The 24350-nt window shown below is 73.0% G+C and carries 21 protein-coding genes; 7 read left to right on the top strand and 14 right to left on the bottom strand.

The genetic code is table 11. The features are described from left to right. Positions 1-54 precede the first annotated feature (54 nt). Positions 55-972 carry an SDR family oxidoreductase gene (locus tag ABTX18_RS17440; protein WP_352123546.1) on the top strand — a complete coding sequence of 306 codons (918 nt, stop codon included), beginning with the start codon at positions 55-57 and terminating at the stop codon, positions 970-972. 197 nt (positions 973-1169) lie between these two features. Next, on the top strand, positions 1170-2219 hold the full coding sequence (locus ABTX18_RS17435) for a Zn-dependent alcohol dehydrogenase (RefSeq protein WP_352123545.1): 1050 nt from the start codon (positions 1170-1172) through the stop codon (positions 2217-2219). Here the strand turns inward: ABTX18_RS17435 and ABTX18_RS17430 are convergent. Beyond that, a complete protein-coding gene (locus ABTX18_RS17430) occupies positions 2216-3214 on the bottom strand; it encodes a GlxA family transcriptional regulator (RefSeq protein ID WP_352123544.1) in 999 nt (332 codons plus the stop codon). The genes ABTX18_RS17435 and ABTX18_RS17430 overlap by 4 nt on opposite strands. A gap of 260 nt (positions 3215-3474) precedes the next feature. Between ABTX18_RS17430 and ABTX18_RS17425 the strand changes: the two genes are divergently transcribed. Next, positions 3475-4800, top strand: a complete 1326-nt coding sequence (locus ABTX18_RS17425; RefSeq protein ID WP_352123543.1) for an MFS transporter — start codon at positions 3475-3477, stop codon at positions 4798-4800. 5 nt (positions 4801-4805) lie between these two features. Here the strand turns inward: ABTX18_RS17425 and ABTX18_RS17420 are convergent, their stop codons facing one another. Then, positions 4806-5420, bottom strand: coding sequence for a flavin reductase family protein (locus ABTX18_RS17420; RefSeq protein WP_352123542.1), 615 nt, complete (start codon positions 5418-5420; stop codon positions 4806-4808). 147 nt (positions 5421-5567) lie between these two features. On the opposite strand from ABTX18_RS17420, the gene ABTX18_RS17415 reads away from it, so the two are divergent. Further along, positions 5568-6329, top strand: coding sequence for a phosphatase PAP2 family protein (locus ABTX18_RS17415; RefSeq protein ID WP_503061161.1), 762 nt, complete (start codon positions 5568-5570; stop codon positions 6327-6329). A gap of 53 nt (positions 6330-6382) precedes the next feature. On the opposite strand, the gene ABTX18_RS17410 is transcribed toward ABTX18_RS17415, so the two are convergent. The 4 genes from ABTX18_RS17410 to ABTX18_RS17395 form a co-directional block, all read right to left on the bottom strand. After that, positions 6383-6913: a hypothetical protein gene (locus ABTX18_RS17410; protein WP_352123540.1), complete on the bottom strand. Its 531-nt coding sequence runs from the start codon at positions 6911-6913 to the stop codon at positions 6383-6385. A 183-nt stretch (positions 6914-7096) separates the two neighbouring features. Then, positions 7097-7579: a DinB family protein gene (locus ABTX18_RS17405; RefSeq protein ID WP_352123539.1), complete on the bottom strand. Its 483-nt coding sequence runs from the start codon at positions 7577-7579 to the stop codon at positions 7097-7099. A 246-nt stretch (positions 7580-7825) separates the two neighbouring features. After that, a complete protein-coding gene (locus ABTX18_RS17400; protein ID WP_352123538.1) occupies positions 7826-8509 on the bottom strand; it encodes a response regulator in 684 nt (227 codons plus the stop codon). 40 nt (positions 8510-8549) lie between these two features. Further along, positions 8550-9998, bottom strand: coding sequence for a sensor histidine kinase (locus ABTX18_RS17395; protein WP_352123537.1), 1449 nt, complete (start codon positions 9996-9998; stop codon positions 8550-8552). A 157-nt stretch (positions 9999-10155) separates the two neighbouring features. Here ABTX18_RS17395 and ABTX18_RS17390 point away from each other — a divergent pair, with 157 nt between their 5' ends. Continuing rightward, positions 10156-10719: a Uma2 family endonuclease gene (locus ABTX18_RS17390; protein WP_352123536.1), complete on the top strand. Its 564-nt coding sequence runs from the start codon at positions 10156-10158 to the stop codon at positions 10717-10719. A gap of 9 nt (positions 10720-10728) precedes the next feature. Here the strand turns inward: ABTX18_RS17390 and ABTX18_RS17385 are convergent, their stop codons facing one another. The 3 genes from ABTX18_RS17385 to ABTX18_RS17375 all read right to left on the bottom strand — a co-directional run bounded on the left by ABTX18_RS17385 (position 10729) and on the right by ABTX18_RS17375 (position 15583). Beyond that, positions 10729-11559, bottom strand: a complete 831-nt coding sequence (locus ABTX18_RS17385) for an enoyl-CoA hydratase/isomerase family protein (protein ID WP_352123535.1) — start codon at positions 11557-11559, stop codon at positions 10729-10731. A 58-nt stretch (positions 11560-11617) separates the two neighbouring features. Further along, positions 11618-13846, bottom strand: a complete 2229-nt coding sequence (locus ABTX18_RS17380) for an acetate--CoA ligase family protein (RefSeq protein ID WP_352123534.1) — start codon at positions 13844-13846, stop codon at positions 11618-11620. A gap of 546 nt (positions 13847-14392) precedes the next feature. Further along, complete coding sequence (locus tag ABTX18_RS17375; RefSeq protein WP_352123533.1) at positions 14393-15583, bottom strand: flavin-containing monooxygenase; 1191 nt, start codon at positions 15581-15583, stop codon at positions 14393-14395. Positions 15584-15734: 151 nt separating this feature from the next. Here ABTX18_RS17375 and ABTX18_RS17370 point away from each other — a divergent pair, with 151 nt between their 5' ends. Both ABTX18_RS17370 and ABTX18_RS17365 read left to right on the top strand, forming a co-directional pair. Next, entirely contained in the window at positions 15735-16187 is a 453-nt protein-coding gene (locus tag ABTX18_RS17370; protein ID WP_352123532.1) for a DoxX family protein, read from the top strand. Beyond that, positions 16184-16627: a Zn-ribbon domain-containing OB-fold protein gene (locus tag ABTX18_RS17365; RefSeq protein ID WP_352123531.1), complete on the top strand. Its 444-nt coding sequence runs from the start codon at positions 16184-16186 to the stop codon at positions 16625-16627. Before ABTX18_RS17370 ends, ABTX18_RS17365 begins: the two co-directional genes overlap by 4 nt. A gap of 64 nt (positions 16628-16691) precedes the next feature. On the opposite strand, the gene ABTX18_RS17360 is transcribed toward ABTX18_RS17365, so the two are convergent. From ABTX18_RS17360 to ABTX18_RS17340, 5 genes are all read right to left on the bottom strand, one after another. After that, the gene (locus ABTX18_RS17360) at positions 16692-17213 is read right to left on the bottom strand and encodes a hypothetical protein (protein ID WP_352123530.1); all 522 of its coding nucleotides are present in this window, start codon (positions 17211-17213) and stop codon (positions 16692-16694) included. A gap of 181 nt (positions 17214-17394) precedes the next feature. Continuing rightward, complete coding sequence (locus ABTX18_RS17355) at positions 17395-17985, bottom strand: DUF1707 SHOCT-like domain-containing protein (protein ID WP_352123529.1); 591 nt, start codon at positions 17983-17985, stop codon at positions 17395-17397. Between the two features lie 61 nt (positions 17986-18046). Beyond that, positions 18047-20314 (bottom strand): ATP-binding protein, encoded by a 2268-nt coding sequence (locus ABTX18_RS17350; RefSeq protein WP_352123618.1) that lies wholly within the window; start codon positions 20312-20314, stop codon positions 18047-18049. Positions 20315-20319: 5 nt separating this feature from the next. Beyond that, complete coding sequence (locus ABTX18_RS17345; RefSeq protein ID WP_352123528.1) at positions 20320-21078, bottom strand: Pvc16 family protein; 759 nt, start codon at positions 21076-21078, stop codon at positions 20320-20322. Further along, positions 21075-24317: a hypothetical protein gene (locus ABTX18_RS17340; protein WP_352123527.1), complete on the bottom strand. Its 3243-nt coding sequence runs from the start codon at positions 24315-24317 to the stop codon at positions 21075-21077. The genes ABTX18_RS17345 and ABTX18_RS17340 overlap by 4 nt, the downstream gene beginning before the upstream one ends. Positions 24318-24350 lie beyond the last annotated feature (33 nt).

The following is a 24350-nucleotide window of genomic DNA, read 5'->3' as shown; positions in this document are numbered from 1 at the left end:
CTGATGGCCCATAGAATCTAACGGACCGTCAGAAACCGCGGGAAGGGGCCGGGCATGGGGAACTTCTTGGCAGGCAAGGTGGTGGCCGTGACGGGTGCCGGACGCGGCATCGGGCGTGCCGTCGCACTCGCCGCGGCGGCCGAGGGGGCGCGGGTCGTCGTCAACGACTACGGCGTCTCCGTCGAGGGCGGCGAACCCGCCAGTGGGATAGCCGAGTCCGTCGTCAAGGAGATCGTGGCGGCGGGCGGCGAGGCGGTCGCGGTGGCGGACGACATCTCCACCATGGCCGGAGGGCAGCGGGTCGTGGACACCGCACTCGCGGAGTTCGGCCGGATCGACGGTGTCGTCTGCGTGGCCGGCATCCTGCGGGAACGGATGCTCTTCAACATGTCCGAGGCGGAGTGGGACCCCGTGGTCGCCACCCACCTCAAGGGCACGTTCACCGTCTTCCGGGCGGCCTCGGCGGTCATGCGCAAGCAGGAGGGCGCCGGCACGCTGATCGGCTTCACGAGCGGCAATCACCAGGGCAGCGTCGCCCAGGCGAACTACAGCGCGGCCAAGGGCGGCATCATCTCGCTGGTCCGCAGCGCGGCGCTCGGCCTCCACAAGTACGGCGTCACGGCGAACGCGGTCGCGCCGGTGGCGCGTACCCGGATGTCCGCGAACGTCCCCATGGAACTCAAGGAGATCGGCGAGCCGGAGGACGTGGCCGCGCTCGTCGTCTACCTGCTCAGCGAGCGGGCCCGCGAGGAGAAGATCACCGGCCAGGTCTACACGATCGCGGGCCCGAAGATCGCGGTCTGGGCCCAGCCGAGGGAATTGCGCGCGGGGTACGCGGAGGGGGCGGCGTGGACACCGGAACGCATCGCGGACTTCCTGCCGGGGACGGTGGGCACGGACCCGATGCCGATGCTGGCGCGACTGGAGGAGATGGCGGCGGCGGCGAAGGCGGCGGCGCGGCCGAACGCGTAGCCCGCGGCCGCGGGGTGGGGTGCGCCAACTCGGAGCCCCCGGGTGGGGCCGAGCCCCGGTTGCAGGGTGCGGGCGCGTCGCCGGGGCGCCGCCGCGGACCCCGGTCCTCAATCGCCGGACGGCTTGAGTGGGCCGGGGCCCTGGGATCACGGAACACCACCGCCGAGCGCACCGCTCGGCCTACCGAAGGAGCCCCCATGAGAGGCGTCGTCTTCGACGGCAAACGGACCGAGGTCGTCGACGACCTGGAGATACGCGACCCCGGCCCCGGCGAGGTGCTGGTCGCCGTCACCGCCGCCGGGCTCTGTCACAGCGATCTGTCGGTGATCGACGGGACGATCCCCTTCCCCCTGCCGGTCGTGCTCGGCCACGAGGGCGCCGGCATCGTGGAGGCAGTCGGCGCCGGCGTGAGCCATGTCGCGCCGGGCGACCACGTGGCCCTGTCCACGCTCGCCAGCTGCGGCGCCTGCGCACAGTGCGACCGGGGCAGGCCCACCATGTGCCGGAAGGCGATCGGGATGCCCGGCCAGCCGTTCTCGCGCGGCGGCGCCCCGCTGTACCAGTTCGCGTCCAACTCGGCCTTCGCCGAACGGACCCTCGTCAAGGCCGTGCAGGCGGTGAAGATCCCTGCCGACCTCCCCCTGACCTCCGCGGCCCTGATCGGCTGCGGAGTGCTGACGGGAGTCGGAGCCGTACTGAACCGGGCCAAGGTCGACCGCGGCGAGAGCGTTGTCGTGATCGGCACCGGCGGCATCGGGCTCAACGTCATCCAGGGCGCGCGGATCGCCGGTGCGCTGACGATCGTCGCGGTCGACTCCAATCCCGGCAAGGAAGCCGTGGCCCGGCAGTTCGGCGCGACGCACTTTCTGACCTCGGCGGAGGGGGTCAAGGAGATCCTGCCGACGGGCGCCGACCACGCCTTCGAATGCGTCGGCCGCACCGAACTGATCCGTACCGCGATCGACCTGCTCGACCGGCACGGACAGGCGATCCTTCTGGGTGTGCCGGCGGCGACGGCCGAGGCGTCGTTCCTCGTCTCGTCGATGTACCTGGACAAGTCGATCCTCGGCTGCCGCTACGGCTCCTCCCGCCCGCAGCGCGACATCGCGTTGTACGCCGACCTGTACCGGGAGGGCCGGCTGCTGCTGGACGAACTGGTCACCGAGACCTACCCGGTGGAGGACTTCGCCAAGGCGGCGGACGACGCGCACCACGGGCGGGTGGCCCGCGGGGTGCTGGTCTTCTAGCGTCCCGGGGCCCCGGCCGGCGTCGACCGGAACGTCCGCCGGTACGCCGTCGGCGACACCCCCAGCGCCGCCTGAAGATGCTGCCGGAGCGATGTGGCGGTGCCGAAGCCGGCGTCCCGTGCGATGCGGTCGACCGACAGGTCGGTGGACTCCAGCAGCCGGCGGGCCAGCTCCACCCGCTGCTGCGTCAGCCACTGGACCGGGCTGATCCCCGCCTCCTCGCGGAACCGTCGGGTGAACGTCCGCACGCTCATCGACTCCTGCTGCGCCATGTCGCGCAGCAGGATCGGCGACTCCAGCCGCGCGAGCGCCCAGGCGCGGGCGGTGGTCGTGGCCGAGGAGCCCGCGTCGGGGACCGGGCGCTGGATGTACTGCGCCTGGCCGCCGTCGCGGTGCGGCGGTACGACCGTGCGCCGCGCGACGTCGTTGGCGACGGCGGCCCCGTGATCGCGGCGCACGATGTGCAGACAGAGGTCGATGCCGGCGGCCACCCCTGCGGACGTCAGGACGTCGCCGTCGTCGATGAACAGCACGTCGGGGTCGACCCGGACGGCGGGGAACAGCTGCTGGAAGTGGTCGGCCGAGGACCAGTGGGTGGTGGCCGGGCGCCCGTCGAGATATCCGGCCGCGGCGAGGACGTAACTGCCGGTGCAGATGGAGACCATGCGCGTGCCCGGCCGGATGTACGCGAATGCGGCGGCGAGTTCGTCGGTCAGCCGGCCCTCGGTGTAGACGGGGCCGAGCTCGTAGCTGGCCGGGATCACCACGGTGTCGGCCGTGGCGAGGGCCTCCGGGCCGTTCTCGACGGTGATCGTGAAGTCCGCGTCGGTGCTGACCGGGCCCGGCGGGCGGATCGAGCAGGTCACGACTTCGTACAGTTTCCGGCCCCGGTTGAGCGGCTCGGAGCCGATCGAGCGGCCGAAGATCCTTTGCGGTATACCCAGTTCGAAGGGGAGCAGCCCATCGAGGGCGAGCACGACGACCCGGTGCGGCACGGTACGGACTTCCCTTCGCACTAGCTGGTGCAGACACATCCCTGGTCTTCGCAGGGATGGAAGTGCTGGCGTTCGACCCACTGCACGAGAAGCCCCCGGTGACTGGAAAAGAAGCGGCGTGGGCGCGTACGCGGACACTCGCCGATCGATGCAAATCGTACGTGCATACGGATCGCGGCTCCGGGGCCTCATCGCAGGCGTGGCCCGATCCTTGCGAACCATGTCCCCCGGGCCACTCGTGGGTGAGGGCGCCGGACGGGATGCTGAGTGACGTGACCCAGACAACCGAACCCGCCGCTCGCGACCACAGCCCGCGCAACGGCCCCGAGGCGCCCCGCCGCCGCGTCCACCGTGCCTGGATCGTCGCCGCCGTCACCTTCGTGACGATCATCGGCGGCGCGGCCTTCAACGCCCTGCCCGGACTCCTGATCGACCCCCTCCACGCGGAGTTCCACTGGTCACGCGGGGAGATCGGCCTCGCCGTCTCCATCGACATGGCGCTGTACGGGCTCACCGCGCCGTTCGCCGCGGCGCTGATGGACCGGTTCGGCATCCGCCGGGTGGTGGTCGTGGCCCTCAGCGCGGTCGCGGCCGGTGCGCTGGCCAGCGTCTGGATGACCGCCGCCTGGCAGCTGATGATCTATTGGGGGCTGCTCGTCGGCCTCGGTACCGGCGCGATGGCGATGTCGTTCTCCGCGACGGTCACCAACCGCTGGTTCGTCGCCCGCCGCGGCCTGGTCACCGGCATCCTCACCGCGGCCGGCGCCTCGGGGCAGCTCGTCTTCCTGCCCCTGTGCGCCTGGATCGTCGACCGGCACGGCTGGCGGCCCGCCTCGGTGACCGTCGCCCTGGCGGCCCTGGCCGTCGTGCCGTTCGTCTGGTTCCTGATGCGCGACCACCCCGCCGACGTGGGCCTCTCCCCGTACGGCGGGGAGTACGTGGACAAGCCCGCGCCCGCGCGTGGGGCGGCGAGCCGGACCGTACGCGTCCTCTTCGACGCGGCCCGCACCGGACCGTTCTGGCTGCTCGCCGGGTCGTTCGCGATCTGCGGCGCCTCGACCAACGGCCTGATCCGCACCCACTTCGTGCCCTCGGCGCACGACCACCACATGCCCATCACCGCCGCGGCCTCACTGCTCGCCGTCATCGGGATCTTCGACATCATCGGCACGGTCTTCTCGGGCTGGCTCACCGACCGCTTCGACGCCCGCCGCCTGCTGGCCGCGTACTACGCGCTCCGCGGGGTCTCGCTGCTGTTCCTGCCTGTCCTGATGGCGCCGTCGGTGCACCCGCCGATGGTCTTCTTCATCGTGTTCTACGGACTCGACTGGGTCGCCACCGTCCCGCCGACACTGGCCCTGTGCCGGGAGCAGTACGGCGACGACAGCGCGATCGTCTTCGGCTGGGTCCTCGCCTCCCACCAGGTGGGTGCGGCCCTGGTGGCGTTCCTCGGCGGGGTGGCGCGCGACCACTTCGGTTCGTACGACATGGTCTGGTACGCCGCCGGGGCGCTGTGCGCGATGGCGGCGCTGATGGCCCTGATGATCCGCCGGGCCGGGGAGCCGGTGGACGCCGTCGTGAAGTGAGCCGTTCAGCCGCTGAAGCGGCCGAACACTCCTCGGTGGAAGAGCAGGGGGCCGGGCCCGTCCCCTTCGGCGGTCGCGCCCAGCGCCTCCACCCGGCCGACCACGATCAGATGGTCGCCGCCCGTGTGGACGGCCTGGACGCGGCAGTCGACCCAGGCCGGCACGCCGTCCAGCAGGGGCGAACCGGTGGCGGGGGCGGGGGAGTGGGCCACCCCGGCGAACTTGTCGGCGCCGCTGACGGCGAAGCCCCGGCACAGCGCACCCTGGTCCGCGCCCAGGATGTTGACGCAGAAGACCCCGGCTCGGGCGATGCGCGGCCAGGTCGTCGACGTACGGGCGACCATGAAGGTGACCAGCGGCGGATCCAGCGAGAGTGAGGCGAACGACTGGCATGCGAAGCCGGCCGGGCCGCCTTCGCTGTCTGACGCGTGTGCGGTGACGACGGTGACACCACTCGCGAAGTGCCCCAGCACGCGGCGGAACTCGCCCCGGCCGAGTGGCAGTCGCTCGTCGTCGGCGACGGCCCGCAGGGCGGGGCGCGGCATGGAGTCGACCGGCACCGGGCCGGTGGCCGTCGGAGCGCCGACGGACCTGAGGTAGCGGACGGCGGTTGCGGCCATGCCTGCGTGTCCCATCACCCTTCGATTAGAACTGACGCTGCGTCAGATTGGAAGGGCGGGGGCGAGGCGACCCCCGACCTTCGTCAGGGGTCGCTCCTGCCATTCGGTCCGGGACCTTCGCCTCCGCCGCTCCTAGATTCGGCTTCCATGAGAAACGAGACCCAAAACGAAACCGGAAGCGGAACCGGAGGCGTAACCCGAACCGCGCGGCCCCTGCTTGCCTGCGTCGTCCTGGGTACGGGCGCGGCCGCCGTCGCAGGCCTCGCCCCGGGGGGCCTGGGGACGAAACACGCCGTGGAGGTGACGGACGGCCCGTCGGCGTCCGCCTACCGCTCGGTGACCGGGACGGTGGCCGACGCGCCCTCCTGGGCGGGCTCGCTGCTGGAGGCGGCCTGTGACGGGGCGCTGGTGGTCCTCGGGATGCTGCTGGTGTGGGTCTGGTGGAGCGCCGTACGCCGGGCGGACACCCGGGTCTCGGCCGGGGCCGTGCTCACCGGGATCGGCACCGCGCTCGCCTACGCGGCCAGCGAGGCCGTGAAACTCGTCATCGACGAGGAACGCCCTTGCCGGGTCCTGCTCCGCAGTGCCGCGACGCTCGCCCCCTGCCCGCCGCCCGGCGACTGGTCCTTCCCGAGCAACCACGCCACCCTCGCGGCGGGCCTGGGTGTGGGCCTGGCCCTGCTGAGGCCGCGCCTCGCCGCCGTCGCGCTGCCGCTGGCCGGGGCGGAGGCGCTGCTGCGGGTGGTGGTGGGCGCGCACTATCCGCACGACGTGCTGGCCGGAGCGGTGCTCGGCGGGTCGGTCGTCGCCGCTCTGCTGCTCGCGTTCCTGTCCCTTGCCAGGGCGGCGGTGTCAGCGCTCTCACCGACTTGTGAAACGCGGAGCGCTGATCTGCCCGACGCTCCCTGAGCTGAGGGAACAGCCGATGCTCGGAGAAGAGGGCCGGACAGTTGACGACGGACTCAGTCGGTGACGTACCAATTGTCCTTGAGGTATTCCAGAGTGCTGTTGCCGAGCTCGCTCTCGGAGAACGTGACGGAGGCCCTGATCGCGGCGGTCGGAATCTCGACCTTCGCGGGGGTCGGCTCATCGACGCGCTGTGGGTCGACCGTCGCGGTTCGCAGGGCCTTCTTCTGTGCGGGTGAGATCATCTGAAACGTGACGACGAACGTCGACGTGCATGGTCCGAACCCCTGGTCCTCGGCCTGCTTCGCCGCCGGCCCGGCCACTTCGCAGACCGTGGCGATGTCCTCACGCCCCACAGCTTGGAGGTACTGCTCGTACCTCTGGATCGCGCCCTCCTTCGTCTTGGGCGCGGACCCGTTACCGGTCGGCTCGGCTGACGGCTTCTCGGTCCGCGGTGACGCGGACGGTTCTTCGGACCGCGGCCGCTGGGACGATTGCGAAGGCTTCGCGGCCGGGGACGTGTCTTCTCCCGGCTTCTCCGGACCGCACGCGCTCGCCCCCAGCACCACGCACGTCGATACCGCCATGCCCACCAGCGTCCGAACTCGCATCCCGGCCCCTCAATAACAGTCGGCAACAAAGGAGCGGACGCAGGATCCGGGGGAACCGTTCCCGGGTTCGTCCGGAGGGGGTGACGGCCTGCTTCCGGTGACCTGGAACACCGGCCGCCGGTTCACCCAGTGGATCCGCCGCGGGGCCGCCCTCCGTACTCAGCCGGCCGCGAGCAGCTGCTCGCGCAGGATGTCGGCGTGCCCGCAGTGGTGGGCCAGCTCGCGCAGGACCTGCAAGTACACCCAGCGCAGCGTGCGCGGTCCGGCCCGGTGGCCGGTCACGACGGTGTCCAGTGGCAGTCCGGTCACCACTGTCCGGGCCGTTGCGCAGGCGTCCCGGTGGGCTGCCGTGACGGAGGCGACGGTGTCGTCGTCGGTCAGCCGGAAGGACGCGTCAGGGCTCTGGACCAAGCCGAGATCACGCCGGGGTGTGCCGCCGACGCACTCCTCGAACCAGACACGCTGCATCCAGGTGACGTGCTTCAGCAGCCCGAGCAGCGTAGTCGCCGACGGGACGAGCCGACGGCGGGCCTGCTCCTCGGTGAGGCCGTCGAGGGCTGCCTCGATGGCGCTCCGATACTCCGTCACGAACGCGTCGAGCTGTGTGCGTTCGTCGTCCAACGGCACGTCGAACGAGCCCATCAAGGTCTCCCGTCACACTGTCGCCCGAGGGCGCATCACCTCGTGCGAGCGGCGGCCCACGGCATCGTCACCATCCTAGGAGGACCTGACAACGCGGGACCGTGTCGTTCGGTGATGCGGCAGGCGGCGAGTCGGAGGAAGGCGCCGCCTGCGGCTTCGCCGGCGGCGTGAGGTGGAGCCGGTCCCGGCCGCCGGCCTTGGTCCGGGCCACAAGCCGACGCCGGCACGCTCGGCCCTGAGGGGCAGTCAGACGGCAGGTGGATCCGCCGGGGCGACGATTCCGGCCTCGTGGGCGACGACCGCAGCGGCGGCCCGGTTGTCCACGGCCAGCCGGGCCAGGATCGAGCTCACGTGGGCCTTGACCGTCCCCTCGACCAGGTGGAGCCGGCGCGCGATCTGCCCGTTGGACAGCCCGCTGCCGAGGAAGGCCAGCACGTCGCGTTCCCGGGCGGTGAGCATGCGGACCCGTTCCCGGGCGGCGGTACGACGGCCGGCCAGGGCGCCCGCGCCCGTGGCCGAGAGGTGGGCGACGACCCGGGCAGCGACCTTCGGTGACAGGTAGGCGGCGCCGTCGGCCACCGCGCGGACCCCCGCGATCAGCTCCTCGGGCTCGCCCGACTTGATCAGGAACCCGGCGGCGCCGCCTCCGAGCGCCTGGAGGATGTAGTCGTCCTCGCCGAAGGTCGTCAGCATCACGACGCCGGTCGCCGGCACGGTGCGCCGGATCTCGACGGCCGCCTCGATGCCGTTGGCGCCGGGCATGCGGATGTCGAGCACGGCCACGTCCGGACGGTGGCGGTGCACCAGTTCCACCGCTTCGTGCCCGTCGCCCGCCTCGGCGACGATCTCGATGCCCGGGTCGGTGGACAGCACCGCGCGCACCCCGGCGCGGATCATCGGCTCGTCGTCGGCCACGAGGACCCTGATCATGAGGAGCACTCCTTCTTGGTCCTGGACAGGCAGCGGGCGTTCACGGGGTGAGCGCCTCCTTCGACATCAGCCGGCCGTCCCGGAAGCAGAGCCGGTACGCGTCCCCGGACCGGTCGTCGAAGCGGTCCGCCGTCATCGCGTAGTACGCACACGTGATGCCCGCCCCCTCGGGTGCGCCCGCCACCGGCCGCTGCGTGGTCTCGCGCTCGGGCAGCGTGCGCTCGACCGAGCCCCGGTCCTGGCCCACCCGCAGCCGGGCGAAGTCGCCGGGGTGCAGGACCGACTGCCGGGCCGAGTGGATGTCCCAGCCCATGAGCGCGGCGCTCAGTACCGCCCACGCCACCAGCGGGATCACCACGGCCAGGATCAGGGCCTGACGGACACGGCCGCGGGCGCGCCGGTGCTCCGGCGGCAGGGCCTCACGGACGAGCCGGGGAGCGGCGGCCGGGAGGCGGTCGGGCGGGGTGTGCGGGAGACGCGCGACGACCGCGAAGCCGTCGTCGTACGGGCCATGGGCGAAGGTGCCGCCCGCCAGTCGTACGCGTTCGTCCAGCCCGATCAGCCCCAGTCCGGTGCCGGTGCCGGTGCCGGTGCCGGTGCCGGGGGCGTCCGGCCGGCCCGCCGGTACGGACGCCGGCCCGTTCTCGACCCGGACCGTCGTCACCCCGTCCGTGTGCGCCAGCCGCACGTCCACCCGGGCGTGCGGGGCGTGCTTGGCCGCGTTGGTCAGGGACTCCTGGACGACGCGGTGGGCGGCCCGCGCGGCCGGCGGGGGCATCGCGCCGGCATCGCCCTCCACGTGGAGGGCGACGGGGAGACCGGCGGCTGCGGCCTCCGCGACGAGCCGCGGGATTCCGGTACCCGGCGGTCCGGGCGGCGCGTCGTCGGCCTCCTCGCGCAGGAGGCCGATCACCTCCCCGAGCCGCTCGACGGAGGCCGCCGCCCGGGCCCTGATCTCCCCGGCCGCGGCCCGGTGCGCCTCGTCCAGGCCGGGGGCGAGCTTGAGGGCGCCCGCCGACAGGGCGATGAGGCTGAGGTCGTGCCCGAGGAGGTCGTGCATGTCCTGCGCGATCCGGGCCCGTTCGCGGGAGCGGGCCTGCTCCGCGACGAGCTGCTGCTCCCGCTCCAGCCGCCCCGCCCGCTCCCAGCCGGCCCGTACGAGCTCCTGGTACTGACGCCAGAAGCGCCCCGCGAACCACGGCAGCATCGCGGCCACCACGACCACCGCGACGAACCGCCCCGCGAGCAGCAGCCACCAGGGCACCAGCGCCACCGCCACCACCCCACCGGCCACGACCGCGACGAGCACGAGGAGGGTGGGCCCGGTCCTGCCCGGCTCCCGGCCGGCGAGGAAGGCGGTCACCGCGGCGGGCAGCGCCCACCACAGACTGACCGTGCTCAGCGCGGCACACGCGGCGGCGGCCACGGCCAGCAGGTTCCCCGGCGCGACGGCCCGCCGGACCGCGCCACTGATCAACGTTCTCTCCACCCGGTCGACGGTACGCACCGCGGCGCCGCACCGGCACTGCCGAAAGTCAGGGATGCGGACGCTGCAGGGGTGGAGGGCTCCCCGCTTTCCGGCGACACCAAGTGCTACGGCGGATACTCTGAGTCGTCACAGGTGGTGGAGCGAGGGGAGACGCGAGATGCCCAGCGCACCCGACTACGGGCAGGGCATCGACTCCGAACGTGCCCTGAAGTTCGCCGTGCAGCGTATCCGTGGCGATCGCGCCCAGATCATCGAGGGGATCATCGAGCCCGTGTCACCCACCTGGGACCACGAACGCGCCGCCCGGCTGATCCGTCGGCAGATCGAGGACCGGGTCGACGAGATCGGGTGCGTCGAGGGCTCGGGAAACCTGGACCTTCCCGGCTCGTCGAACTGGTACGTGCCCGACATCGCGGTCGTGCCCGAGGCGCTCGCCAAGGGCGGCGGCGCCCTGCTCCCGGACCAGACACTTCTCGTCGTGGAAGTCACGTCCGAGTCGAACGCGGAAACCGGCCGGGTCGTGAAACGCCGCCGGTACGCCGAGTACCGAGCCCCTCTCTACCTCCTGGTCGACCGGATCGAAGGCAGCGTGACCCTGTTCTCCGAGCCCGGCGACCTCGGCTACACCCGTGCGGACGGCCCGCACCCGTTCGGCGTGGTTCTGCGGCTGCCGGACCCGTTCGGCCTGGACCTGGACACCGGCGGGCTGTCACCCGCCTGAGCTCTCCCCTCACACCCCCCGGTACTCCGGCACCCGCCGTTCCACGAAGCTCGCCACGCCCTCGTTGGCGTCCTGCGTCGTCATGTTGATCTCCTGGGCCATGGCCTCGGCGGCGAACGCCGCGACCCGGTCCGCGTCCATCGACGCGTTGACGAGCTGCTTCGTCAGGGCGATCGCGCGGGTCGGCCCCTCGGCCAGGCGCTGGGCCCAGGCCCGTGCCGTCCGTGCCAGCTCCTCGTCCGGGACCGTCCGGTTGACCAGGCCCAGGCGTTCCGCGTCCGCCGCAGACAGCGCGTCGCCGAAGAACATCAACTCCTTGGCGCGTTGCGGACCGATCAGGCGCGGCAGCAGGTAGGCGCCGCCCCCGTCCGGTACGAGCCCGCGGCGCACGAAGACCTCGATGAACTTCGCCGACTGGGCCGCCAGCACCAGATCGCACGCGAACGCGAGGTGTGCGCCGATCCCGGCCGCCGTGCCGTTGACCGCGGCCAGGACGGGCTTCTCGCAGTCCAGGACCGCGGCGATCAGACGCTGCGCGCCGAGCCGGATCGTCCGGGCCACATCGCCCGGCACCCGGTCGCCGGTCGCCGGGGCGCCGCGCAGGTCGGCTCCGGCGCAGAAGCCGCGGCCGGTGGCGGTGAGGACGACGGCCCGGACGGCGGGGTCGGCGGATGCCTCGCCGAGCAGCGCGATGATGCGTTCGCGCTGGTCCCGGGTGACCGCGTTCATCGCGCCGGGGCGGTTGAGCGTGATCCAGGAGACCCCGTTGTCAGTGGCGTGGAGTATCAATGATTCAGGCGATCCGGACGGGTCGGCGATGTCTTCGGGGGAGGACGGCATGAGGCAGCTCCTGGGCAGGTGGCAGGCGCGATGGCGGGCGCGGCGACGGGGTGGCGGGTCAGCGGCAGACGGCGAGCGCGTCCAGGGCCACCGCGCCCTGTCCGCGGCTCAGCACCATCAGCGGGTTGATGTCGAGTTCGCACAGGTCGTCCCCGAGTTCCAGGGCCATCCGCTGCACCCGCAGGACGACTTCGACGAGCGCGTCCACGTCCACCGGCAGGCCGCCCCGCACCCCTTCCAGCAGGGCCCGGCCGCGGAGTTCGCCGAGCATCGCCCGCGCCTCGTCCTCGCCGAACGGCGGCACCCGCACCGCCGCATCGTGCAGCACCTCGACGAGTACGCCACCGAGCCCGACCGTCACCGTCGGCCCGAACAGGGCGTCCTGCGTGACGCCGACCATCATCTCGACGCCTCGTTCCACCATCTGGCAGACCAGGATGCCGTCCAGCTCGACGCTCTCGTAGCGCGCGATGTCGGTGAGCTCCCGATAGGCGTCCCGCACCTGGCTGGCCGAGGTGAGCCCGACCTTGACCAGCCCCAGCTCCGTCTTGTGCGCCAGCCGCGACCCGGACGCCTTCATGACGACGGGGTAGCCGACGAGCCCCGCCGCCCGGACGGACGCCGCGGCGCTGGTCACCAACTGCTCACGCGCCACCCGGATTCCGTACGCCCGCAGGAGCTGCTTCGCCGCGTGCTCGCTCAGCTGGTGTCCCGGGCGCATCAGTGCCTGCGCCTTGCGGAACGAGGGGGAAGGGGTGCGCGGCGCCTCGTCGAACGGGGAGCGGTAGGAGGCGGCGAACCGGTGGTGGTCCAGATAGGCCTTCACCGCGGTGATGCAGTTGCCGAACGTACGGAAGGTGGCGACGCGGGACGAGCCGAGAAGCGTCGTACGGTAGGCGTCCTCGGTGCCGACCGGCGACCCCCAGACCACGCACACCAGCTTGTCCGTGGCCTCCGCCGCGTCCACCAGGTCCTGCGCGAGCCTGTCGCTCATCGGCGGGAAGGGGCCGGTGATCGGACAGATCAGCACCCCCACCTCCGGGTCGGCGAGGATGGCGTCGATGATCTTCCGGCCGCGCCAGTCGCCGACCGGGTGGCCGCCGTTGTCGACCGGGTTGGCCACGTTCAGATAGCCGGGGATCCAGGTGTGCAGCTCGGCCTGCTTCTCCTCGGACAGCACCGGCAGGCAGAGCCCCGCCGCGGTCGCCAGGTCCGAGAAGTGCGCGCCCGTGCCACCCGAGATCGAATACACCACGACGCCGTCGGCCAGCGGCTTGCGGGCCCGGGCCAGGAGGGCGGCGGTGTCCTGGAGTTCGTCGAGGCCGTCCACCCGGATCACGCCGAACTGCCGCATCGCCGCGTCGACGACCTGGTCGGCGCCGGTCAGCTTGCCGGTGTGTGACGCGGCCATCCTGGCCCCCGTCTCCGTACGCCCCACCTTCACCGCCACCACCGGGACACCGGCGCGGGCGGCCCGGTCCGCGGCGAGCAGGAAGGAGCGCCCGTCCTTGAGCCCTTCGACGTAGCAGGCGATGGCCCCGACCTCGGGGCGCTGGGAGAAGTACGCGATGAAGTCGGCGGTCTCCAGATCCGCCTCGTTGCCCGTGGGAGCCCAGTGCGAGAGCCGCACGCCCAGCTCCTGGAGCGTGTAGACGGGGCGCCCCTGGTGGCCGGACTGGGTGATCAGCGCGATCGCCGGCCCGTCCAGGTCGTCGCGGAACTCCTCGAAGGCGTTGAGGTTGGTGTTCGGGCCGAGCAGCCGCAGCCCCGACCGCTCCACGGCGGCGGCCAGCCGGGCCTGCGCGGCCGCGCCCTCCGCACCGGTCTCCGCGAAGCCCGAGGCGAACGCGACGGCGAACTTCACCTTGGCCTGCGCGAGCTCCTCGATGACGGGGAGCGGGTCGCCGACCAGCAGCACCGCCAGGTCCACCTGTTCCGGCAGCGCGGCGACGGAAGGAGAGCACGGCCGCCCGAAGACGGATTCCCGCGTGGGGTGCACCGGATACAGCCGCGCCCCGACCCGCTCGGCCCAGGCGACCAGCTGACGGGTGATCCCCGTGTTGGGCCGCCCCTCGGTGTCGGAGGCGCCGATGACGGCGACGGACTCCGGCCGGAAGAACCGGTCCAGATCCGGCACGGGCGCGTGCAGCGGACGCCCGCTGACATCGAGGTCGCCCTCCGCGGCGGCGGCCGCCATGCTGTGGACGGCGGCATGAGGCTCCTCGCCGCAGGCCACCACCCGGGCGCGGAAGTCGGTAGTGAGGGTGCCGTGAGTCGATCCAAGCATCGTTCCGCCCACTCCTGCTCGAAAATCCGTCGGCACGCGGGGTGCCCGGCCGGCGTCCGCAGCGAACCTGACGCTCTGTCAGGTTACTGAACTGACGCCCCGTCAGGAATAACCGTGCAAGCAAAGGCTGCCCCGCACGGCGCCCCCGAATCCGGTCTACCCCACGCCGGAGCGGCCCCGTACGACGCATGACGGCCGGCCCGGGGGCGTGCAGGAGAGTCCCCGCAGGGCGCCGAACAAGTACCCGGGTTCTTCGCGTACCGGCGGAACGTTCGGCGACCGAGGAGACGCCCCGGGGGGCCCCGGGCTACCCCCCACGGGTGCGCACACGGGGCCGGGCCACCCTTTCAAGCCCGCCCGGCGATTGAGGGCGGCCCGCACCGGGTGTCCCTGCACCACCGCGGCCCGCACCGGGTGTCCCTGCACCACCGCGGCCCGCACCGGGTGTCCCTGCACCACCGCGGCCCGCACCGGGTGGCCCCGCACCCGAGCCGACCCGCACCACCGCGGCCCGCACCGGGTGGCCCCGCACCCGGTGACCCCCACTCACGCCGTCCCGGCCACCCGCTTTGCGATCCTCCGCGCGTCCAGCGCCATCTCCCGGAGCATCCCGCTGATCGGGTTCGTGAACCCGGTGAAGTACAGCCCGGGCGCCTGCTTCGGCGTACGCCCGCCGTGCACCACCGGCCGGCCCCGCGCGTCCAGCACCCCCAGGTGGCCGACCAGCGGCTCCAGGGCCCGGACGTAGCCGGTCGCGGCGATCACCGCGTCCGGGGTGACCCGGGTCCCGTCCGCCAGCACCACCGCGTCCTCGTCGAACGACGCGACGGCTGCCACCGGCGCCACCCGGCCGCCCTTCACCGCGTCGATCAGCCCCACGTCCTGGACCGGGATCGCCCCGTCCTTGACCCGGGAGTACAGGCCCGTGTCCGGCCGGGGCAGACCGTGTCCGGAGAGGTCGGGCACGGCGACGCGGGCCATCAGGCCGCCGGCCCGGTCGACGAGCGCGACGGGCAGCCGGCGCACCAGGATGCCGGTCGCCTGCGCGGGCCAGCCCGCAGTGGAGCGGCGCACGATGTGGGGAACGGTGCGTATGGCGAGCCGTACGCGGGATGCCCCGCCCTCCACCAGGTCGACGGCGATCTCCGCGCCCGTGTTGCCGATGCCCACGACGAGGACGTCCTTGCCCGCGTACGGGGCCGGGTTGCGGTAGTCGGAGGCGTGCAGCAGTTCGCCGGTGAAGGTGTCGCGCCCGGGCCAGTCGGGGATGCGCGGGGTGTGGTTGTAGCCGGTGGCCACGACGACGGCGCGGCCGGTCAGTTCACGCCCGCCGGTGGCGGTCAGCCGCCACCCCGTGCCGTCCGCCGCCGGGTCGATGCGGGAGACCTCGACGCCCGTCACCACTTCCAGCCCGTGGTGCTCGACGTACTTCTCCAGGTAGCGCACCACGTCGTCCCGGGAGACCCAGCGGCCGAACCGGCGGGGCATGGGCAGCCCGGGGAGAGCGGACCAGCGCCGGGTGGTGTGCAGATGCAGCCGGTCGTAGTGGCGCCGCCAGGACGCGCCGACGTCCCCGGACTTCTCCAGGACGACGGCGCGGACCCCCTGCTCGCGCAGGGCCGCGGCGGCGGCGAGCCCGCCGGGGCCGCCGCCGATGACGTAGACGGGGCGGTCCTCGGTGATGTCGGTGGGGGCCGGGGTGTTGGAGCTACCGGAGGTAGACGTGCTGTCGGACATGGTTCGGAGCGTAATCGCGCACACCCTTGATGGGTCTCGGTCAAGACCGGAATCGATTGCGAAATGATCACGGGTGCACGCCCCTTGCGCAGCCTGTCGCCATCGGGTGAACTGACGTACCGTCAGTTTCCGTGACAGGAGGAGGGGCCCCATGCGAACGATCTGGCTCGACGGAGCGCAGTGGCTCGCCGTGCTCCGCATAGGCCTCGGCCTGTGGTGGCTGGAGAGCTGGCGCCACAAGGACAAGAAGGGCTGGTTCGAACGCGGCACAGGCATCGCTTGGGCGGCGGACGTGGCCGGCAAGCACCGCTGGCCGGTGATCGGGGCCGGCTTCCGGACGATCGTCGCCCCGCGCCCGAAGGCCATGGCCTACGTCGTCGTGTACGCGGAACTCGCCCTCGGCCTCGGCCTGGTGTCGGGATTCCTGACCCCGGTCGCGCTAGTGGCCGGACTCCTGCTCAATCTGCTCTACCTGGTCCTGATGATCCACGACTGGGCCGAGCAGGGGCAGAACGCGATGATGGCGCTCATCTCGCTCGTCGCCCTGTTCGCGATGTCCTGGCAGACCTGGTCCCTCGACCACGCGATCGGACTGTTCCTGTGACGACCCCGCGCCCCGCCACACCGGCCCCCACCCCCGCTCCATCCCCCCGCTACGACCTCCCCGAGCCCGATGCGTTCACCCGCCCCTACTGGGACGCCGCCGCCGAGGGACACCTGCTGCTGCGCCGCTGCCGGGCCTGCGACCGGGCGCACCACTATCCGCGCGAGTTCTGCCCGCACTGCTGGAGCGAGGACGTCGACTGGGAGCGGGCGAGCGGCCGGGCCACGCTGTACACCTGGTCCGTCGTCCACCGCAACGACCTGCCGCCGTTCGGCGCCCGCGTTCCGTACGTCGCAGCGGTCGTCGACCTGGCGGAGGGACCGCGAATGATGACGGAGGTCGTGGAGTGCGAGGAGAGCGCGCTCGCTGTCGGTATGGAGCTGGAGGTGACGTTCCGGCGGGAAGAAGGCTGGGAGGCCGTCGCGGTGTTCCGGCCCTGAACGGGCGCGGCGGGGACTCCACCGCCGCCCGGCCGCCGGCCACCGCCCGGCCGCTTACGAACGATCAGGGCGCCTCGGCGAAGACGGCGGACGGCTCCTCCCCGTTCTGGGCCTGCCGGGCACGTATGGTGACCATGTCGGCGATGCCGTAGAGGACCGACGGCTCGAGCTCTTCGTAGCCGCCACCGTAAGCGACCCGGATCACCACGGTTCCGACACGGACGACCGAGGCCATCGAGTACTTGTACGTTGAGCCGGTGTACTCCTCCCGGGAGAACGCGGCGCTCACGTCGCCGATCCGGTCCAGGGACATCGACGAGACACCGTCCCCCGAGCCCGTGTTGCGGGCGCGCCAGCCCGTGGTCGCCGCGTCGGCCGACTCGTACGCCTCGAACAGGATCGACGCCAGGTCGGACGTTCCGGAGGCCGCGTACGTCACCTCGCCCTCGCTGAGCAGCCCGCCGCAGTCGTCGTCGCAGTTGTCCGGAGTCATCTCCCGGGTGTCGGCCTGTTCGGACAGGGACCATCCCGACGGCATGCTGCGGAGATCGGGGAGGATGCCCTTCGCGAGCCGGAAGTCCCTCACGGGCTCGCTTTTCCATGGAGGCGCCGGCTCGGGCGTCTCTTTCCGGCCGCCTTGTATCGAAGGCGCCCGGGGGCCGGCCTCACCGCGCACGGGCTGGTGCCCCGTCTCCGTCCCGCCCGCCCAGGCTCTCCGTCCCGTCCGCCCCGGCCGTGCGGCGCTGACGACCCCGCCCGCGCCACGATCAGCGTGACAACTCCTTGCGCTGCTTTCGGCGTTCCCGGAGGTTCGCGTAGCGGATGACCACGCCGCCCGCGCCGCACGATCCTGTCACCCGGAGCACCGGTGTGCCCGGCAGGCGTTCGCCCGAGGTCTTGTCCTTGAGGCCGCCGAAGCCGAGATCCAGCGCGTCCGTGTCCGCCCGCCAGCCCGCCGGGAGCACGAAGACCACCCCGGCCATCTGCGCGTCGACCTCCACCTCGATCTCGCGCAGCCGGCACTCGGCCTGCGTGAAGTCGAGGCGTACGCCGCCCATTCCGCCGTACGCGACAATGCGCGGCGGCACCTTCCAGCGGCCCGTTCGCTGGGCGCCGTGGATGCCGCCCTTCAGGGTCAGCGGCTCACCGGAGTCGATGACGGCCGGGCCCAGGTCCTCGGTGAGCGGCGCGAGTTCGGCGTGGGTCTTGGCCGTGAGCGCCTGCTCCAGGCGCTCGTCCAGCTCTTCGAGATCGATGCGGCCCTCGGCCGCCGCCTCCCGCAACTGTTCCACGACCGCCTCGCGGTCGGCGTCGGAGGCGCGCATACGGCCGGCGGATCGCGTGGGCTCTGCAGTCATGCGTCAGATGATACGGACGCCGCGACGCGGGGCCAGGGCTTGTGCGCCCCGGCCCGTCCGGTCAGCCGCCGCGCCGGGACCGCTCCAGCCACGGCCCGAACTCGCTGTCCAGGACCAGCCGTCCGAGCTTGCGGTACTCGGCGAGGACGGCCGCGACGAGCTGCTCCGTGTCCAGCGGGCGGCCCGACTCCGCCGCCTGGTACGCGGCGGTGACCGTGCAGGCGCGGATGGACCCTCCCGTCAGCTCGAACCGCTCCGCGCAGGTCCGCAGATCGAGGCCGGGCGCGCGGGGGATCTCCGTGCCCAGGCAGCGCTCCCACAGGGCCAGCCGCTGCTCCGCGTCCGGTACGGGGAAGTCGGCGACCACGTCGAGGCGGCGGGTGAAGGCCTCGTCGAGGTTGGCCCGCAGATTGGTGGTGAGGACGGCGATGCCGTCGAAGGACTCGATCCGCTGGAGGAGATAGGCCGACTCCACGTTGGCGTGCCGGTCCTGCGCGTCCTTGACCTGCGAGCGCTTCCCGAAGACGGCGTCCGCCTCGTCGAAGAGCAGCACCGCGTTGACGTCGGAGGCCTCGACGAAGATCCTCTCCAGGTTCTTCTCGGTCTCCCCGATGTACTTGTCCACCACGGAGGACAGGTCCACGACGTACAGCTCCATGCCGAGGTCGGCCGCGACGACCTCCGCCGACATGGTCTTCCCGGTGCCGGACTCCCCGGCGAACAGCGCGACGATGCCCCGGCCCCGGCCGCCGCCCGGCCGCATCCGCCACCGTCCGAGTACCTGCTCCCGGTGGCGGGCGCGCAGGGCCAGGTCGGAGAGCTGCTGATGGGTCGACGGGGGCAGCACGAGGTCGTCCCAGCCGACGGCGGGCTCGATGCGGCGGGCGAGCCGTGCCAGGCCCGCCCCGTTCTGGGCCCGGACAGCGGTCCGCAGGTCCTGGGCCTCCACCGGGCGCCCCTCGAGCCCGGCCAGCCGGGTGGCGACGGCGGCGGCCCGGCGGATCTGGCCGGAGTCGAGCCGGTAGGCGCGGATGGCGTCGGCGAGCCGCGCGTCGGCCCCCGCGGTCCCGGCGGCGAGGCCTTCCGGGGCGCCGGCGGCCAGGCCCTCATGCGCACCGGCGGCGACGCCTTCCGCAGCACCCGCGGCGACGCCTTCCGCAGCACCCGCGGCGAGGCCTTCCGCAGCACCGGCGGGCAGGCCCTCCGCAGCACCCGCCCCGATGAGTGCTCGGCGCCATCGCCGTGCCGTGTCCGCCGGGTCCGCGGGCAGGACGTGGACCGTCACCGGGCTCTCGCCCGCCCACAACGGGTCCCAGTGCTTCTTCCCGTACATGACCAGCGGGGAGCCGCCGCCGACCGCCTCGCAGAGCCCGTCGATCAGTCGGGCGCCCTTGACCTGCTCGGGGACGAGCGCTTCCAGCGGGCCGACGACGAGACCGCCGCCGGTCAGCCGTGCCTCGGTGGCCAGGATCCGCGCGGTCCGAACCGGCTCCGGGGCGGCGGCCAGTGCCGCGACGTCCACCACCAGCGGGCGACGCCCCGCCGCGAGGAGCGCGTCGGCCGCGAGGCGGCCCGGGTCGCCGCCCCGGTCCAGCAGATGCACCAGGCCGCTGCCGGTGCCCAGCGCCGCCGCGACCCGCAGCGTCGTCGGGCACGGGTCGTGTTCCTCCTCGGACCCGGCCACCCCCCGGAGGAGACCGTGCAGCCTCCCGTCCACGCCGTCGTCGCCGAGCAGATGGGCGGTGACCCGGTCCGGCACGCGCAACACCCGGGAGAGCAGCGGACGGTCGGCCTCCAGCACCTCGACGAGACCGGCCGCGACCAGCGGGGCGGACGGCGAGAAGCGGAAGCGGCCGGGGCCGGCGGCGGGCAGCCCGCACAGTTCGAGGGCCAGGCCGATCGTGGCTCTGCGCCGGGTGAGGTCGTCGTTGAGGTAGCCGTACAGCCGCTCGAACCGTGCGTCGATGTCCGGGGCCATCGCGACGAGCAGGAGATCGACGTCCGGCGCGACCAGCCCGAACCGCTCCGCGAGCGCGGCGATGCGGCCCGCGGCCGGGGATCCCGCCAGGGCGTCGGAGTCGTACGGCGCGTCGGCCCCGTACGCCGGAACGGGCCGGAACGCGTCGCGGGAGTCCAGGATCAGCTCGGCCGCGGCCGGGGTGAGGTACTGCCCCCGGTACGGGTCGTTGAGGTCCGGGTCGGTCTCCTGGCGCAGCGCGACCGCGTGCCGTACCCGCCGCTCGATGTGGCCCAGCCGTTCCCAGAGGTCCTCGACGTCCGTCGACGGGGCGCCGGCCGGCTCGCGGAAGCCGGTCGGCCTCTCGTGCACCGTGGTCACCGCGCCGGACCTCCACGCCTGCGCCTGCCCGGCGGCAGCCCGCCGGCCTCCGACGCCCCGTCGTACCGCAGTCGCTGCCCCGGCGGCAGTTGCCGTTCGCGCTCCGCGGCGAAGCCCTCCCCGCGGACCTCCGAGGCCCCGTCGTACCGCAGCCGACGGCCCGGTTCCGGGGACTCGCCGGCCCGTCCGGGGGCCGTCCGCACCAGCAGGCCCTCGGTGACCGGCGGTCCGGCGGGCGTCAGCTCGCCGGCCAGCGGGGCCCACACCCGCAGGTCGATCGCGGCCTTCAGCTCGCCGCCGAGCGCGGACCACACGTCCACGGTGGACGGGCGGTCCCCGGAACCCGCGGACGCCGCCTCCATCTCCACCGTCATCCCGAGCTCGGCCAGGCTGCCGGTGAGCATCCGGGCGGGAAGGACGTCCGTGTGGATCAGGCAGCGCAACACCTCGGACAACAGGCGGTGTTCGTCCTGCGGGCGGTTGGTCCACGCGGTCAGCAGATAGGTCAGTTCGAACCAGCGCGGCGGTGTCCGCCGCCCGGTGACCACGCCCTCGGCGTCGTACTCGTCGGTCGTGCCGCTGCGGCGGCGGGTGGCGTCCTCGCGGATGCCGTACAGGAAGACGCTGACCGTGGGAGCGTTGCGCCGCGCGGACCAGTCCCGGGTCGGGGCGTCGAAGACCAGGTCGACGCCGCTCTCCTCGAGGCCGGCGTCGACGAGCAGCAGCCGCAGCCCTTCGTCGACTTCGTGGATCACCTGCGGCCCACCTCGTCCGGCGGGACGATGGTGCCGCTGACCACGAGGAACGGGGTGGTCACCGGGCTGAACCCGGGCCCCGACGCGGAGATGGTGCGCGGGCCCGTCCGGTCCTTCACCAGGATCAGCAGCTGGGCGATGAAGGTGCCGTCGGCGCCCGGGCGGGTGGGCGCCGCGGTCGCGGTGATGCCGGGCTTCCACGTGAGCTTGACCGGAACGCCGGGCGGGAAGTCCTTGCCGCGCACCGAGGTGACGAAGCCGGGCTTGCCGACCGCGGGCACCGAGACGATGCGGGGCTGGAGGATGCGCAGCGGGATCCGGGAGACGTTGTCACCGCGGTCGGCGTCGGTGCCGGTCGTGGACAGCTTCCCGGTGACGGACGTCCTCAGCGCCCGGTCCGGGGCGAGGACGACGCGCAGGACCGAGGCGGTTCCCGGCGCGAGGTCGGGCAGCTCGCACACCCCGGCTGCACAGCCCGGCGGGAGGGTGTCCACCGGGATGCCGGCGGGCAGCCCGAGCCGGAGCCGCAGGCCGGTGGCGAGCGCGTTCTTCCCGTTGCGCACGGTGTACGTCACGACGACCCGGCCGCCGACGTACCCGGGGCTGGGCTGGGCTTGCACGACGACGGCGGGGCCTGCCTCGGGCGCGGGCGGCAGCGGGGCGGGCGGCTGCGCCGGCGGTGCCGGAGCGGGCGGTGCCGGAGCGGGCGGCGGGGAAGAGGTGTGCGGCGCGGAGGGGCTGGGCGCGGAAGGCGTCGGGTCGGGCAGCTCGGGGGTGGCGCGGACCCGGACGGCCGTCCCGGTGTCGTTGTTGTCAAGGGCCGGGTCGATGACGGCTCCGGTGACCGACCAGGCGATCTGCCAGGGCCCCGCCGTGACACCGGTCAGCCGTGCGGTGACCTCCACCTCGTCGCCCGGTCGCAGGATGCCCAGGCCGCAGCTCGGCGAACCGGCGCCGCAGGAGCCGGCTTCGGTGGTGAGCTCCTCCAGGCGTACGCCCGGCGGGGTGACGGCGATGAGCGTGGTGTCCGGGGAGGGGGCGGGTCCGCGGTTGGTGACGGTGACCGTCACCGCGGTGGAGGACCCGGCCTCCACCGACGGGCCGACGGGCGGCGCGGTCACCGTCAGGTCGGCCTGCGGCTGGAAGGCAGGTTCCTTCTGCCGGCCCGGCAGCTTCGCGGTCAGGGAGGTCAGGGTGCCCGTGGCGAGGTCGAGTTCGGACAGCTGCTCGGGGGAGTTCGGTGCACGGTCCCGGCGGTGGCTGAGCACCAGCCGGGCGGCGTCCGGCGACCAGGCCACGTCGCGTGGCTGGTAGGGGCCGGTCGCCGACACGTCCGGGATCTGCGCCGCGCACGCCTCGGGATCGCCGCGCCGGTCGGACGGCAGGACGACCCGGCAGTTCTCGCCGTCCGGCGAGGTGACGACGATGCTCGCCCGCTGGTTGATCTGGTCGGCGCGGTCCTTGCGGTTGAAGGCGATCGCCGTGCCCTCGGGGGAGAAGGCGGGACTGTCGTCGATGACCTTGCAATCGACGGGGCAACCGGTGGTGCTGAGGTCTCGCTGCTGAGTGAGGGCTTTCACCGGGGCGGTCCACACGTGCTTGATCCCGCCGAGGCCCCGGACCACCTGGTTGCGGGTGAAGGCGAGCGTGGTGCCGTCCGGGGACCAGGCGGGCTGGGCGTCGCCGCCCACCAGCTCTCCCGTGGGCGGGACCACTTCGCCGATGACCTTCTTCGTGGCGACGTCGGCGACGAGCACCCGGCTCGTCCGCGCCGCACCGTCGCCGCCGGCGGGAGACGTCCGGGTGAACGCCAGTCTGGTGCCGTCCGGGGAGAAGGAGGGGTCGGTGTCCCAGTCCTGGGCGCCCCGTCCCTCCAGGTCCATGACCTTCTCGTTCGTTCCGTTGGTGTCGGCCAGCCAGATCCGCTGGATCCGTACGCCGTCCACGGTCTCGAAGCGGGTCACGGCGATGTTCCGGCCGTTCGGCGTGTAGGTCTGCCGCTCGGTCCAGGGGTCGTAGCCGGTGGACGGGTGGAACAGCGGGTCCTTGGCGGGATCGTCACTCGTGTTCGTCCGGGCCTTCGGGTCCTCACGCAGTACGTCGAGCCGGAGGTCCCGGGGGTCCGAACCGTCCTGCCGCATGTCCTGGAGCGTGACCAGGTCGGCGTCCTTGGTGGTCCTGCGGCTGACGACCACCGACCAGACGTCCACCGGTCCGAGCACGGCCGGTGTCTCCACCTGACGGTCCTCGGACAGCACCATCGCCGGCTTCTGGTTCTCCAGGGAGCCGGCCCGGTACACGTGGTCATAGACGGAGCAGCCGCAGTCCGTGTTGGGGCTGAGGAAGACCAGGTCGTCGCCGCCCGGGAGCCAGGCGGCCGAGCGGGTGCCCCAGCCGGCGAACGTGCCGGTGATCAGGGGGCGGGCGGTTCCCCGTCCTTCGCTGATCCGCAGCCGGTCCCCGGTGTCCGTCTCCGATTCGGGGGTCTGGTGCAGGGTGTAGACGACGCGCTTGCCGTGGTCGTCGTCGTTCACCGGGTTCCACTCCGGCTCCCGCGCGTCGCCCTCCGCCGGGTTGCTGATGCAAGTGACCGCTCCGCCGGACAGGTCCCGCGCGTAGATCTGCGTGCCCGGCTCGGGGCCTCCGTCACTCGCGTACGCGATCCGCTCGCCGTCCGGGGAGAGCGTCGGGTGGGTCTCGTCGGCGGACGGCGTGTTCGTCAGCCGCTGCGGACGACCGGAGCCGTCGACGCCGACCGACCAGAGGTCGCGCTGGGTGGACCCCCCGGCCCCGGCGCCCGGTTCGGCCGAGTCGAAGACCACGGTCCGGCCGTCCACGGAGAGTTCGGGGTGCGCGGCGTCACGGCCGGTGGTGAGCTTGCGTACGTCGCCGTCCGCGTCGCGCACATAGACCTGTGGCCGCGCCTCGTCACGGAGGCTGGTGAAGACCAGCGTGTCACCGCGCCCGAAGGCGTCCTGGTCGTAATGCGCGGGACCGTCGCCGAACAGGTCCTGGGCGGCCCCCGTTCCGTACGGAACCTGCGCGAGGCTGCGATGCCCCGTACCGGCGAAGGCGATCCGTCCGGCGTCCGCCGGCGCCGCTTCGGACGCGGCGACCGCTTCCGTCGCGCCCAGCGGAGCGGATACGGAACCCGCCACCAGCAGCGGTGTCAGCAGCACCGCGACACCGATCAGCCGGCGCAACCGGGTACGGCGTTCCGGGCCAGCAGGACCGCCCACGGTCCACCTCACAGTCTGGTCGATGGTTCTCCA

The sequence above is a fragment of the Streptomyces sp. NPDC096323 genome (genome assembly GCF_040302845.1).
Taxonomy (GTDB): Bacteria; Actinomycetota; Actinomycetes; order Streptomycetales; family Streptomycetaceae; genus Streptomyces.
Note: the sequence above shows the minus strand (reverse complement) of the source record. Positions and strands in the feature narration are given on the sequence as shown.